General features: G+C 40.4%; 14 protein-coding genes and 3 pseudogenes. 2 read left to right on the forward strand and 15 right to left on the reverse strand.

Translation table 11 applies throughout. The features are described 5' to 3' along the window. Positions 1-8 precede the first annotated feature (8 nt). Both DER53_RS13175 and DER53_RS13180 read right to left on the reverse strand, forming a co-directional pair. Positions 9-354, reverse strand: a pseudogene (locus DER53_RS13175) (ferritin-like domain-containing protein); the annotation flags it as partial. Between the two features lie 186 nt (positions 355-540). Continuing rightward, on the reverse strand, positions 541-1,041 hold the full coding sequence (locus tag DER53_RS13180) for a hypothetical protein (RefSeq protein ID WP_062754634.1): 501 nt from the start codon (positions 1,039-1,041) through the stop codon (positions 541-543). Between the two features lie 251 nt (positions 1,042-1,292). Here DER53_RS13180 and DER53_RS13185 point away from each other — a divergent pair, with 251 nt between their 5' ends. Continuing rightward, complete coding sequence (locus DER53_RS13185; protein ID WP_062754636.1) at positions 1,293-1,778, forward strand: QueT transporter family protein; 486 nt, start codon at positions 1,293-1,295, stop codon at positions 1,776-1,778. Between the two features lie 224 nt (positions 1,779-2,002). Here the strand turns inward: DER53_RS13185 and DER53_RS13190 are convergent, their stop codons facing one another. The 7 genes and pseudogenes from DER53_RS13190 to DER53_RS13220 form a co-directional block, all read right to left on the reverse strand. Further along, positions 2,003-2,224, reverse strand: coding sequence for a DUF3307 domain-containing protein (locus tag DER53_RS13190; protein WP_062754638.1), 222 nt, complete (start codon positions 2,222-2,224; stop codon positions 2,003-2,005). Between the two features lie 306 nt (positions 2,225-2,530). Beyond that, positions 2,531-3,757, reverse strand: a complete 1,227-nt coding sequence (locus DER53_RS13195; protein WP_062754640.1) for a DNA polymerase IV — start codon at positions 3,755-3,757, stop codon at positions 2,531-2,533. Between the two features lie 542 nt (positions 3,758-4,299). Beyond that, positions 4,300-4,542: pseudogene (locus DER53_RS13200) on the reverse strand (YybH family protein); the annotation flags it as partial. A gap of 130 nt (positions 4,543-4,672) precedes the next feature. Then, positions 4,673-6,007 (reverse strand): hemolysin family protein, encoded by a 1,335-nt coding sequence (locus tag DER53_RS13205; protein ID WP_062754642.1) that lies wholly within the window; start codon positions 6,005-6,007, stop codon positions 4,673-4,675. A 76-nt stretch (positions 6,008-6,083) separates the two neighbouring features. After that, on the reverse strand, positions 6,084-6,773 hold the full coding sequence (locus DER53_RS13210; RefSeq protein ID WP_015863960.1) for a zinc metallopeptidase: 690 nt from the start codon (positions 6,771-6,773) through the stop codon (positions 6,084-6,086). Between the two features lie 29 nt (positions 6,774-6,802). Next, on the reverse strand, positions 6,803-7,753 hold the full coding sequence (locus DER53_RS13215) for a sporulation protein (RefSeq protein WP_062754644.1): 951 nt from the start codon (positions 7,751-7,753) through the stop codon (positions 6,803-6,805). A 33-nt stretch (positions 7,754-7,786) separates the two neighbouring features. Then, positions 7,787-8,215, reverse strand: coding sequence for a MerR family transcriptional regulator (locus DER53_RS13220; protein ID WP_171699162.1), 429 nt, complete (start codon positions 8,213-8,215; stop codon positions 7,787-7,789). Positions 8,216-8,986: 771 nt separating this feature from the next. On the opposite strand from DER53_RS13220, the gene DER53_RS13230 reads away from it, so the two are divergent. Continuing rightward, positions 8,987-9,181: a tyrosine-type recombinase/integrase gene (locus tag DER53_RS13230; RefSeq protein WP_062754646.1), complete on the forward strand. Its 195-nt coding sequence runs from the start codon at positions 8,987-8,989 to the stop codon at positions 9,179-9,181. A gap of 289 nt (positions 9,182-9,470) precedes the next feature. On the opposite strand, the gene DER53_RS13235 is transcribed toward DER53_RS13230, so the two are convergent. The 6 genes and pseudogenes from DER53_RS13235 to DER53_RS13260 form a co-directional block, all read right to left on the reverse strand. Beyond that, positions 9,471-10,346 carry a branched-chain amino acid ABC transporter permease gene (locus DER53_RS13235; RefSeq protein WP_244319598.1) on the reverse strand — a complete coding sequence of 292 codons (876 nt, stop codon included), beginning with the start codon at positions 10,344-10,346 and terminating at the stop codon, positions 9,471-9,473. A 143-nt stretch (positions 10,347-10,489) separates the two neighbouring features. Further along, positions 10,490-11,074, reverse strand: a complete 585-nt coding sequence (locus tag DER53_RS13240) for a TetR/AcrR family transcriptional regulator (RefSeq protein WP_062754778.1) — start codon at positions 11,072-11,074, stop codon at positions 10,490-10,492. Between the two features lie 21 nt (positions 11,075-11,095). Further along, on the reverse strand, positions 11,096-11,578 hold the full coding sequence (locus DER53_RS13245; protein ID WP_439950959.1) for a thiolase family protein: 483 nt from the start codon (positions 11,576-11,578) through the stop codon (positions 11,096-11,098). A 65-nt stretch (positions 11,579-11,643) separates the two neighbouring features. Further along, positions 11,644-12,045 carry a MaoC family dehydratase gene (locus DER53_RS13250; protein WP_062754650.1) on the reverse strand — a complete coding sequence of 134 codons (402 nt, stop codon included), beginning with the start codon at positions 12,043-12,045 and terminating at the stop codon, positions 11,644-11,646. Beyond that, positions 12,042-12,492: pseudogene (locus DER53_RS13255) on the reverse strand (MaoC family dehydratase N-terminal domain-containing protein). Before DER53_RS13255 ends, DER53_RS13250 begins: the two are co-directional and overlap by 4 nt. 22 nt (positions 12,493-12,514) lie before the next feature. Further along, the gene (locus DER53_RS13260) at positions 12,515-13,279 is read right to left on the reverse strand and encodes a beta-ketoacyl-ACP reductase (protein ID WP_062754652.1); all 765 of its coding nucleotides are present in this window, start codon (positions 13,277-13,279) and stop codon (positions 12,515-12,517) included. Positions 13,280-13,290 lie beyond the last annotated feature (11 nt).

Consider the following 13,290-nt stretch of genomic DNA (forward strand, 5'->3'; position numbering starts at 1 on the left):
TGAATTCGTTACAGTTCAGCTCTTTTATTCTTTATAAAATAGTATAGGAACCAGACTGCATGATTTTGTCCATCTGCTGCTACACGGCGGAAAATTTCTTTTATATATGGATTATTCAACTCTTCAGCAATATCTGGGTAAAAATCAACAGTTTTTCGTTCATCTTCCAGGTCATATTCTAACCCTTCAACATAGGTATTAGGACATTCCTCCATAACTTTGACATCAAGCTGCATACCTGTCAGACTTACATATATTTTTTGTAAATCGTTGATAATGTTTTATTTCATCGTCACGAATTTCAAGAATTTGAACCCTTTCCTTATCCGTAGGAGCCATTTTTGCTAATTCTGCGTTTTTTCATCCAGCCATTTCCGTCGCTTGACATATTCCTCGTGAAAATATCCTAAATGAATTTCATATATCCCATTTTTGTCTTTCCATCCATCGATGACATTAACTCGTACAGTGCAAGTAAAAGCAGTTGTGAATTTCCGGTTGCAGGAAACGAGTCTTTTTATCAACAATCCCTCGATTTCATTATAATGGAAGAAAAAGGTGAATTATGAACACGCCCGCAAAAATCATCGCCGTCGTTAAATGAAATTTTCGACGAAAACCGGAAGCTTTTTTATGGCGGAGCACTCCTGCGAACAAAGTAAGTGCTAACATGAAAATCGCAAAATATCCCGTTATCATTTTTGGATGAAAAAATCCGATTATTTCTCCCAACTGAAAAAGCATAATCCCTGCATGGAGCGCGATAAGGCTTGTTCCTGCTAAAGCAATGGGAATATGTGCCCTCATCATTTTTCGCGACAGTTTGCTTAAGGCAACTTTCACGTTACGCACTTTCGATTTTCTAATGACAAGAAATATAAAGTACATGTTAACGTTAATGAGAAACAATAATATAGCTAGCTGGGCGAGCAGTTTTCCTAATAAAATGACAGTGGAATCATATGAATGAGCGCCCCATATATACAGTACAGAACCAATGATGAATAACACATTAATGATTATCCAAACATAATACGGCATACGAACCTCCAACGATTTCAGGATAAATAGGAAATAACAAACAACAAGTCGTCTCCCTATGCATTTTGTCACACTTTTCTTTTATAATAAAATGATTAAAATGGTATTATCCTTATTTATCACGAAAAATAAAACAATCATTGCATTTCCTTCTTTTCTTGCTAAAATAATAAATGTTGCTTTTCTTGCCACACCATGTATTCCGATGGTGCTTTTTTGTATATACCTTAACGATGTAAGGGGAGAAGCATATGAACATTAGAACGATCGTCGTCAACGGCATTTTAGCAGCTGTGTACATCGCGGTAACGATGCTGATTCAGCCGTTTGGATTTACTAATGTGCAGTTTCGCATGTCGGAAATGCTGAATCATCTCATCGTGTTTAATAAAAAGTATTTCTTTGGCATTGTGTTAGGCGTCTTTTTTGCCAATCTGTTTTTTTCGCCGATGGTGGCGTACGATCTCATTTTCGGGGTCGGGCAGTCGGTTATCGCCCTTCTGATCACGATTTTTTCGATGCGGTATGTGAAAAATATATGGGCGCGGATGGCCGTCAATACGCTGGTATTTACGTTTACGATGTTTTTGATTGCGTGGGAGTTAAAGCTGGCGTTTGACCTGCCATTCCTTTTCACGTGGCTGACGACCGCCGCAGGCGAATTTGTCGTCATGGCGGTTGGCGCACCGATTATGTATGCGGTAAACCGGCGGGCCCATCTGGATAAATTAGTATAAATATAAAGCGGCAAGGGGTTACCTGCCGCTTTTTCTTACATTAGACGAATTTAGGCCGCTAGTTTCTCTACCACTGCTATCACAATCGGTATGGTTCTTTCCTTACAACATCCCCTTCATTTTCTCAATAATCAGGAATGATGGGATGCGTTTATTAAAGATGTGATAAATGATCGTTTCATAGCCGCAAGAGTGGATTCACCAAATCTTTGAAGCAACTATTCCTAGCAATTTTCATCCGTGTCCCATCCTTCCAAAAAAGATGGTATGCCGTTTTCTAATAACCGTGCTGGAATAGCCATATCATGAAAAACGATCCAAATGGTTAAAAAATGAAGTATTTGGTCAATAAGAAATAAAAATGCTTGGCTTCCTGTTCCTTTCAACCTATCGTTCCATTTGATTTTGCCGTAGTCAATGAGATAATGACAAATAGAAATAAGCAAAATGACTTGTCCAAGCAATAGAAAAATAGAGAGATGAAATGAATAGTTGATATTCGTTCAAGATACTTAGTAAACGGCCCTTTTCCATCTGTCTGGACTTTTTGACATCCGCAGCAAAACAGATAGCTGGTGTTGGTTTCATAACATCCCTCTTTTTATTGATGTATATGTATCAATATTACCATTGTTGTTGAAAAAACATCAACATATCTTTCTGAAACGAGTTCTCTATAATTAGCGATACATAAACTTTTCGTCTTTGAAACAAGGCAAAAACAAGGATGACTAACGCTATCACTTCTATCGTTATAACGATTTTCCATTATCACCGCTTTTGTCTCTGAAAAGTTCAGATCCTCTTTGAATAATACTATTACCGAATTTTTGTTGCAGCCGCTCAATCGTATTCCATAACGATTCTTTTTTGGCCTCTTCTTCAAAGTGAAACAAGTCTAATTGTTTCACCGCCTCTTTTTTATCAAATACGTCTACGGCGGTAATTCCTAACAGTCTTACCGGATTGCCATTCCAATGGCGTTTTAATAAGTAGACGGCGCGCTGAAAAATTTCTTCCGCCTCCTGGAACGGATTTTCCCATGTTTTACTGCGGGTGATCGTTTGAAAATTGCTGTAGCGGATCATAATTTGAACCGTGGAAGAGACGACGCCTTTTTGTTTCATGCGATTGCTGACGGATTGCGCCAAATCGCGCAGCACTTCAAGAAGAATCCGTTCTTCTGTCACATTGCGGGGAAGCGTTGTGGAGCTTCCGATGGATTTCCACTTTTCTCCCGATTCTGGATCAACAGGACGGGGATCAATCCCATTAGCCCACTCTTTTAATCGAACCCCGGTGATGCCAAGTAAATTTTGCAATGTCACTTTTTCCGCCTTCGCCAATTCGCCAATCGTAAAAATGCCGATGCTATTTAATTTTTTTGCCGTTTTGTCACCGATGCCGTGCATCTCCTGAACAGGGAGAGGCCAAAGTACTTTCGGCACATCGCGTTTGCGCAGCACCGTGATGCCTAATGGTTTTTTCATGTTGCTTGCCATTTTGGCTAAAAACTTATTCGGTGCAATGCCAATGCTTACAGGAATATGTAGCATCTGTAACAACTCTTTTTGAATTTGCTCCGCGATATCCAACGGTGAACCAAGCGAATAACAATCGGTGATATCCAAGTATCCTTCGTCTATCGAAGCGCGCTCTAAAACGGGTGTAAACGTTGCTAAAAATTGAAATACTTTCTCACTTATCTCGCGGTATAAATGAAAATCGGGTTTTAGAACAACAAGTTGCGGGCACCTTTTCTTCGCTTCCCATAATGGCATTGTCGTATAAATACCAAAACGCTGTTTCGCGATATAGTTCGCCGCTAACACAACTCCTTTTCGTTCTTTCGGATCTCCCGCTACAACAACCGCTTTTCCTTTTAATGAGGGGTCTCGAGCGATTTCGCAGCTGGCGAAAAACGAATTACAGTCGACATGGAAAATTACGCGACTTCGCTTTTGGTACGTTGCCTCCATGTTATTTTTCCCCTTTTTTAAACTGCTCCCACTTTCACTTTGTTTAGATAATCCCTTCTAACGAAGAGAAGTTGACCAAGCTCTATGTACCGTTTCAGCACTGAATGCGAGTTCCTTGTACGTTGGACTCAACATGCTGGCGTATGCGAAAGCTTAGCTTTTCGATCAGCGTGAATGTATGATGGTGGAAAGTTTTACGTAACAGCCCCTTTCCTCCACCTCTTTCATTTTCACAGAGCAATCTGTATAAGATAATCTAATTATAGCACATATGTTCGTTATTTTCTACGATATAGCAATTCCTCTTCCCACTTCTATTGGTTTACACCCCGCCCCAATTAGAAGTAGATGTTATCTCGTATGAAAAATCATTTCTTCCATTCATTTACTTTGTTGATTATTTTCTTTTTTTGTTTTGATTGATTATTTAGAACATAGTTTAAATAAATTAATTTTATCCTATAAAACAGCCTCTTACAGTTTAAACATGAATGATAAGAGGCTTCCTTTGCCGCTCTAAATTCTGTTAAACCGCTATAATATTAAAGACTGCTTAAATGCTCATGAATTAATTTCCATTCTCCTTTTTCGTTCTTAATGAACACATTAGTGGCTCTACCACTACCCGTAACAAATTTTCCGTTGTGATAACCTTCATAATGATATGTATAAGTACAAGTTGCAGAATTTTGGTCAACGGCTAACCAATGTACATTGTTTGCAGTATAAACTTCTTCTTTAATGATATCCCAAGCATTTTCAAAATAATTTTGGATTTCTTGTATTTTTTCTCTCCTCAGTTGTACTTTCTTTCTTGTCTATATGTATGTCCTACATATAAAGAACTTGTCTTTTTCGCAAAAAATAAACGGCAGCCATTTATTGCTGCCGTCTTTCGTTATTTTATTTTAGCTGCTATTCTATTGCCGCTTCTTGTACAATAAGAGAAGGAGCCTTCACGCGTTTTGTGATTTCAACTAATTGGACGTGATGCCCTTCCATTTTTAATACCTTAAATTCATAATCGCCGTACGAAATAATGCCGCCTTGTTGAATATCAAATTTTTCTGTTAAAATCCAACCACCAATCGTATCAACATCCGTATCATCGATATCCGTTCCAAGTAAGTCATTTACATCTTCAATCAATACTTTTCCATCAACAATGGTGGTGTGTTCGTTCACTTTGCGAATCATCGGAACTTCGTCAATATCAAACTCATCTTGAATCTCACCGACAATTTCCTCTAATATATCCTCAACCGTCACAAGCCCTGCTGTTCCGCCGTATTCATCAACTAAGATCGCCATATGAACTCGTTCACGCTGCATTTTTACGAGCAAGTCATGAATAGGGATGGATTCGATTACTTGTATGATTGGGCGGATATAATCACCTAACTTCTTTTCAGTGGCCTTTGGATTTTGAATACAATCCGTTAATATTTCTTTTATGTTGACCATCCCAACGATATGGTCTTTATCTCCGTCTATAACAGGATAGCGCGTATATTTTTCTTGCTTTATCGTTTCAAAATATTCCGCAATGGAACGGTTTTTATCCAGTGCGACAATTTCTGTACGCGGTACCATGATTTCTTTGGCAATCCGATCGTCAAACTCAAAAATATTGTTTACGTATTTATATTCCGACTGATTAATTTCTCCACTTTTATAACTTTCAGATAAAATCAAGCGCAATTCTTCCTCTGAATGGGCCACTTCATGTTCGGATGCTGGTTTTAACCCAAATAATCCGGTAATGACGCGAGCAGAGCCGTTTAATGCCCAAATAAACGGATACATTATTTTGTAGAAAAAGATTAAAGGTCTTGAACATAACAGCGTAATGGTTTCTGCTTTTTGAATTGCCAATGTTTTCGGAGCCAGCTCTCCAACGACCACATGCAAAAAGGTAATCGTTGCAAATGCAATCGCAAAAGAAAGGAAAGACGCTACGGACTCACTTAAATTCATTCGTTCAAATACAGGGTGAAGCAAATGCTCCACCGTTGGTTCACCAAGCCAACCAAGCCCCAATGCGGTAATAGTAATACCAAGCTGGCAAGCCGATAAATATTCATCTAAATTGCTAATGACTCGTTTTGCAGCCCTAGCGTTTCGATTTCCTTCAGCTATCAGTTGATCAATACGTGTACTGCGTACTTTAACAATGGCAAATTCGGATGCAACAAAGAATGCCGTTAAAGCAATTAAAACACCAACCATCAGTAAATTAACTATCTCCAATTAAGCTCTCTAGCTGTATGCAAACAGCTAGAGAATCCACCTCCTGTTAATTTGGCTATACATTTAATTTATTACATTACTCTTCTTCATTATTCCCTTGGAAGAAAATCATAACAAACTTGATTAGCTCTAACACAGAAATTAATGCCGCAGCTACATAGGTTAATGCAGCAGCATTTAAGACTTTATTCACTCCCCGTACTTCATCATTGCGAATAAATCCTTCAGCAAGAAGAAGCTTTTTGGCGCGAGAACTCGCATTAAATTCTACCGGTAACGTAATTACTTGGAATGCCACGGCTGCTGAAAAGAGAATAATGCCAAGCCCAATGAGTGAAGCTTGATGCAACAAAAACCCGCCTAACAATAGAAATGGAGCAATTCCAGAAGAGAAATTCACTACTGGAAACATACGATGCCGCAAAACTAATGCACCGTAGGATTGTTGATGCTGAATTGCATGGCCAACCTCATGGGCAGCTACCGATACAGCAGCGATAGAACGTCCATAATAAACAGGCTCAGATAATCGAACGGTGCGTGACAATGGATCGTAATGGTCTGTTAATGTACCAGGCACCAGTTCAACGGGAACATGATATAAACCGTTGGAATCTAAAATTTTTCGTGCTACCTCAGCCCCAGTGAGAGACGAATTAGCATAGACTTCCGCCCATTTATTAAATGTACCTTTTACTTTAAATTGTGCCCAAAGTGACAGTCCAAATGCTAAAAAGATGAGAATATCCATTGGATGAAATAACATTACGTTCCCCCCTTACACTACTATTGGTATTAAAATTCTTCATCTTCTCCACCAAAGAAATTGTCAAAAAATCCTTCTTCAGCTTCCCCATCAAAGCCTAGTGCTTCCTCGATGGCATCACCTACGAGTTCTTCTGCTAACATTCCTGCAAACATTCCTGCAGCAAAACCGCCAATCGCTCCCATCATGCCATGTCTGTGTCCATGCAAATGAGGAGTATGGGAATAATGAGTCATGTAAGATGATGCTGTATATTGATACGGCTGCTCGATCATTTCTTGAATTATTTCGCGAAGCTTGTCAGCTAGTATGCTTACATCAGTTAATTCTGTATATGAGAAAAAGATTTCCCGTTTTAACTCTTTCTCCTGTAAACCAAAGGCTCCTGCATGTACATCTACTTCAAGAAGCAGACGAACTCCCTCTTCTTCTAGAAATGCAAAAAACTCCACTTCTTGAACAATCTCTCTAAATTGTTCAGTTGGGAACAGCTCAAATTCTTGGCCATACGGCTTTAGTGATCCTGAAGTTGCCTTTTCCCGGAAGCCTAATTTTTCAAAAGCAGCAAAGATTTTCTCTAATGGTAGTGGTGGAAGAATTTGCAACGCATCCTCATCTAAATGATCGATACCGCCAGCAATATCAAGGCGAGTAACAAAGGTATAGCGAATGCCATGTCTTGACACTGGAAGAGTTTTTGGTAGTTCATATGTAAATGGCAGCACTTTTCTCTCACCAGCTTGAATGACAAAAGCAGAAGCTACTGGGATCGTTGCCACTGTTTTTGTCTGCACTTGCCCGTTTTGGTTTAATGTTAACCGGAGTTCTACATCAATTTTGTTGATATCCTGTTCTACTGTCCCGCCCTCAATGAAAAATTCACCACTAATGGTCTCTCCTAACCGTACTTGAGAATGATGCAGCACAAGATTGATATTCGCAGAGCCAATCCCCAGCTTCGATAAAAATTTTCTAAACATCCTTTTTATCTCTCTCCTTAAACATTTATTTTTTTAATTAATAAAAGGATCTCCTCCAAGCAATATCGCTAATGTGTGTAACAAAGTATAACCTTGTTGGGCCAATGGTTTTGTCATCAGCTTGATCTGTTGCTCATTTAATTGTTTGAGTAATGGTTTTAATTCCAACAGTTCTTCTTGAATATGTTTCATTTCTTCTTGAAGGTGCTCAATTTTATCTACAATTTCATCTGCAGCATCTGGTTGATTTTGGATAATCTGCAATCGCTCTTTGATTTCCTCCAGAGTTAAATGCTGTTTTTTTAATGCATCGATTAACCGTAAACGTTCGATACTTTCTTCGGGATAATAGCGATAATTTGTTTCGGAGCGGACAGGTTCTAGCAACCCTAATTGTGTATAATAATCAATGGTTCGTTTCGAAACGCCAGCTAATTCTGCAAGTTCACCAATTTTAAACAACTTCCCAATGAACTCACTCCCTAATATTTTTCATAATGCTAATTAGATTATATTCTTAAAAAACTGTACAGTCAAACGTTATACTGTTGATTTTTGTTTCAAATTCGTTTCAATCACTACATACGAATATATTCTGATTTTGGATTCATACAATGAAAAAAAACTAAAGAAAACCTTTAGGTCTAAAAACTAGCTCAACATTTTGATATGGAGATAAAGAGTCGATGTTTACAGTTCAGTAAAATTACCGTTCGACGATATTTTTATTACTTCACTAATGGGGTTCGATTTACCTCCAAGAGACATAAGGCGAATAGTTAATATTGTCTCATCTTTTACAACTCCATTTATTTTTTTATATACCTCGTGACATCTGTCCGTTTCAAAAAGCTCCACTAGTGCATTTAATGTTTATAGATATTTATAGGAGGTGATTTTCCATGTTTTGTCCTAGACCAGTTATATGTCCACCTAGATGTGTGGTGCGCGACTGTTTCATTCCTCGTGTAGTTCCTTATATCCATCCAGTTGTACATGTTAATCGTTACAATATCGTCAATGTTCCTAGACATATTTATAGACCTATCACAAGAAACGTAGTTGTTGACCCTGGATACCCTACTCATTGCTGCTAATCAACACGAATGCCCCACTTTTATCAAGTGGGGCGTTTTGTGTAGTAACTAAGAAGAAAAAAATGATTTACACATTAATATGTGTCGAATACGTAACACAATGCTTTTGGTGTTTGATGGAGAAGTTCTGTCAAATATGGTGGAGAAAGTAAACTTATCTCCAATAAATCCGCATGCACTTCGTCATACCCATGCGGTTATGCTGCTTGAAAGTGGAGTAGATGTCAAAACAGTTGGTGATCGGCTTGGGCATACAAAAATAAATATGGCCGCCGATGTTTATTTACATGTTTCGGGGAAACAAGAGGAGGGAAATTGGAGAGATATTTAGATTAGGTGGGGAAAAGGATATATAAAGCCCCTTACAGTTCAAAAATGAACGGCAAGAGGCTGTATTGGGCGCTTTGTTAATAATAAATTTTGTTAAACCGCATTTGCCAGCCCATCTGGATTAACTATCGGCACAAACCAAATAGATGTGTTATCCAATGTTTTTCTAATACTAAAGATGCCGAGGAAGATTGAAATAATAAAATGGAGATGACAGCTCAACTCCCATCCCCATTTTTTATCTTTGGTGTTCTCTTATTTCAGTTTTATTGGCGCAATCTTGCCGTTTTCTATGGCCGCGACGCTTTGTTTCGATTCAAATCCGCCGTCATCTCCAATTTTTGGAACCACATATACCTGTTTGTCCTTTGGAATATGTTTAAGGCCCTCTTGCATATATAAGTCGCGCCTAAACTTTCACTAAATCCTAAAATATATCCCCCGATAATCGCTCCAGGGATGCTGCCCATTCCGCCAAGAATAATAATGACAAACGCTTTTAAAATGACGAGATGGCCCATGCCCGGAAAGACAAGATTAATCGGAGATGCCAAGGAGGCGGCGAGCGCCGCGAGACTGCCGGAAATCATAAATGTCATCATCGCGACTTTGTTCGTGTTAATGCCGACTAAATTCGCCCCTTCTCGGTTTTGCGACATCGCGATAATGGAGGCGCCGATAAACGTCTTTTTTAGAAAGAAATAGAGCAAAAACATAATGACAATCGTGGAAACAATGATGAGGACTCGCTGCATTGTTAAGGTGAGACCAAGTACATTAATGACATTTCCATAAGGTGTGGACATTGTTTGGTAGTCTGCTCCCCATACAAATTGGGCGAACGCTTCCAAAAATAAGAGGATGCCGATTGCTGCGATTTTATCATGAAGGGGTGGAGCGTCACGGAGTGGATAAAAGACAAGCCGTTCCATCAGTACGCCGAGCAATCCGATTGCAATCATTGAAATGATAATGGACAGCCAATACGGAAGCCCCGCCTGATTCATCATCGTTAACGTCACATAGCCGCCCATCATATAAAGCGCTCCATGGGCGAAATTCGGAATGTGCAAAATTCCGTAAACAAGCGTTAATCCTAAGGCGACCAAGCTGTAAACGCTTCCAACAGTCAGCCCATTTAACAATTGTTGGATCAATAATTCCATCCATTTCCCCCCTTGGTTTAGCTTGTTTATTGAAATTTATTTGTAATTTCACATGTTTATACATGAACTGAACCATTTTTTATCGATGCATCACTTTCAAGGAGATTGATAGACGGAAAGAGAATGGGCGGATTCTCTTTCCTCTATTTTTCCTTCAATGATTCGCGATTTTTGATTCCGTTTAAAATCAAATCGACATAAATGTCTGTCAACGCTTCTTCCGATATTTCGCCATCCGGCTGAAACCAGTAATAGCTCCAGTTTGTAATGCCCAAAATGCCAAATGTAATCATATCCGGAGTCAGCGTCGGCTTAAATTCCCCGCGGGCGATTCCCGCTTCGATCAACTGCTGGTAATGTTGTCGGAACACCCGCCGCTTTGCTTTAATTTCTTGCAAATGATCTTCATGCAAATGACGCATTTCACGAAAGAAAATGCGTGCACTTTTCCGTCTTGCTTTAATATTGCGAATGAGCATATAGACGATTTCGTACAGTTTTTTCGTGCAGCTTTTCTCCGAATCTTGCAAAATGCGCTGTTGCTGCTCTAAAAGATCTTCTATATAGGAGATGCATATATCTTTTAGCAGCTCTTCTTTGCTTTTGAAGTAATAATAGAATGCACCTTTTGTCACTCCTATTGCTTCGACAATTTCTTGCACCGATGTTTCTTTAAACCCTTTGCGGTCGAATAGTTCAATGCTTGTTTCAATGATTTTTTCTTTCATATTGCCGATTCCTTTCATTATTTATTCTCGTTCGATAATGGTGGCGATTCCTTGCCCGCCGCCGATGCATGCCGTTATGAGCGCGTATCTTCCGCCTGAGCGCTGCAATTCATACACGGCTTTCGTAATTAAGATCGCGCCGGTTGCGCCGAGCGGATGGCCATGGGCGATCGCGCCGCCGTTTACATTCACTTTTTCCGGGTTCATGTTTAATTCGCGGTCACAGGCGATCACTTGGGCGGCAAACGCTTCATTGATTTCAAGCGATAATCCTGTTTGCAATGCTGTAAGCCGCGCGATATTCCCGCCGCCGCTTAGCACATTGCCCATAATGACATCATCAACCATTTCCGTGCCGATATTTGCCCGCCTCATCGCTTCTTTTATCACTTCCGCACCAAAAATATGCGCTGGCACGGTCGCTAATGCTCCGCCTTGTCTGGCGATCGCCGTGCGGACGGCGGAAACAATGACCGCATCTCGTTTCATGTATGCCACTCCCATTCGTTTTTATAAAAATCCCGGTAACAAAAGGGTTTTATTGTTACCGGGATGGATGTTGCAACCAATTAATAGATAGAAAACACGACTTCTCCCTTTACGACTTCTTTTCCGTCTTGATTGATAGCCGCCACCTCAAAACGCAAAGCGTGATCCTCTTTTTCTTTCACCATCGCTTTTAACGTGACGACATCATTTAAAAACACCATGGATTTAAAGCGAACGGAATAGTCTTGCACAAATCCTTCTTCATAATAAGGGGTAAACAGTTTGGCAAGATTGCCCATCGTCCACATTCCATGGGCGATAATGCCCGGCAGCCCCGCTTTTTTCGCCTCTTCGTCAATCGTATGAATCGGGTTGTAGTCGCCGGAAGCACCGGCATATTTAATGAGATCGAGGCGGGAAACAGGCGAAAGCTTAACCTCCGGCAACGACTCTCCTACTTTCAATTCACTGATTTTCGTCATACAACCATCGCCTTTCTTACTGCTTCTGTAAGAATAATTGTCGATGTGGACGTGAAAATAACGTTTCCGGAAGGGTCTTCCCCGTAATTCGTGATGACTAAAAATCCAAGCTCACCCATGCTGCTTTTCTTTTCATAGTAATCTTCCACTTTTGAATAGCAATACAATTCCTCGCCAACATAAAGTGGCCTTTCATAATGAAACCGTTGCTCGCCGTGAATAAGCCCTTTGCTTGGAAGCTTCAACCCTTCAATCACGCCATAGTCAAACACTCTTGGAAATGTCGGTGGAGCGATATTTGTTTTATATCGCGATTTTTTTTCCCGTTTCCTCGTCCCAGTAAATCGGATGCGGATCGCCGATCGCTTCGGCAAACTTTTTCACCGCTCCCCGCTCGACGACGTTTTTTACTTTATTGGAGCATTTTCCGATATGTTCGGCAAACATGCATCGTTTCCTCCTTATTCCGTTAACATTTTGGACCTCCGGCTACATATAGCACTTGGCCGTTAATAAAGGAAGATTTCTCATCGGCGAAGAACGCCACCGCCTGCGCGACATCTTCCGGCTTGCCGCTTCGTCCGACCGGAATGGCTGCAACGCTAGCTTGAATTAATTGTTCAAACGAAATGCCTAATCTTTCCGCTGTTGCTTTCGTCATATCGGTTTCAATAAATCCAGGAGCGACAGCGTTTGTTGTAATGCCGAATTTGCCCAATTCAATCGCCAATGTTTTTGTAAACCCTTGAATTCCAGCTTTTGCCGCCGCATAGTTCGCCTGTCCGCGGTTGCCAAGCGCGGAAGTGGAAGAAACATTAATAATGCGGCCGTACCGTTTTTCAACCATGTATTTTTGGACGGCGCGCGCGCAATAAAACGCCCCTTTAAGGTGGACATCCATGACCGTGTCCCAGTCCTCATCCGTCATTTTAAACAACAAGTTATCGCGAATGACTCCGGCATTATTAACGAGAATATCAATCGATCCAAATTGGTCAACGATTTCTTTTACCGTCGTTTCGACTTGTTCGCGATCGGTGACGCTTGCGACTTTTGCATATACTTCATAGCCTTTTTCGCGCAATTCGCTTGCAGTGGCCTGCAATGCTTCTTCATTTAAGTCAATGAACGCCACTTTCGCTCCTTCCTCGGCAAAACGCGTAACGATCGCCTTACCGATTCCGCGGCTTCCTCCTGTAACGAATGCGACTCTTCCTGTAAATCTTTGACTCATGATTGCTTCCC

Source organism: Parageobacillus toebii NBRC 107807 (assembly GCF_003688615.2).
Lineage (GTDB): Bacteria > Bacillota > Bacilli > Bacillales > Anoxybacillaceae > Parageobacillus_B > Parageobacillus_B toebii.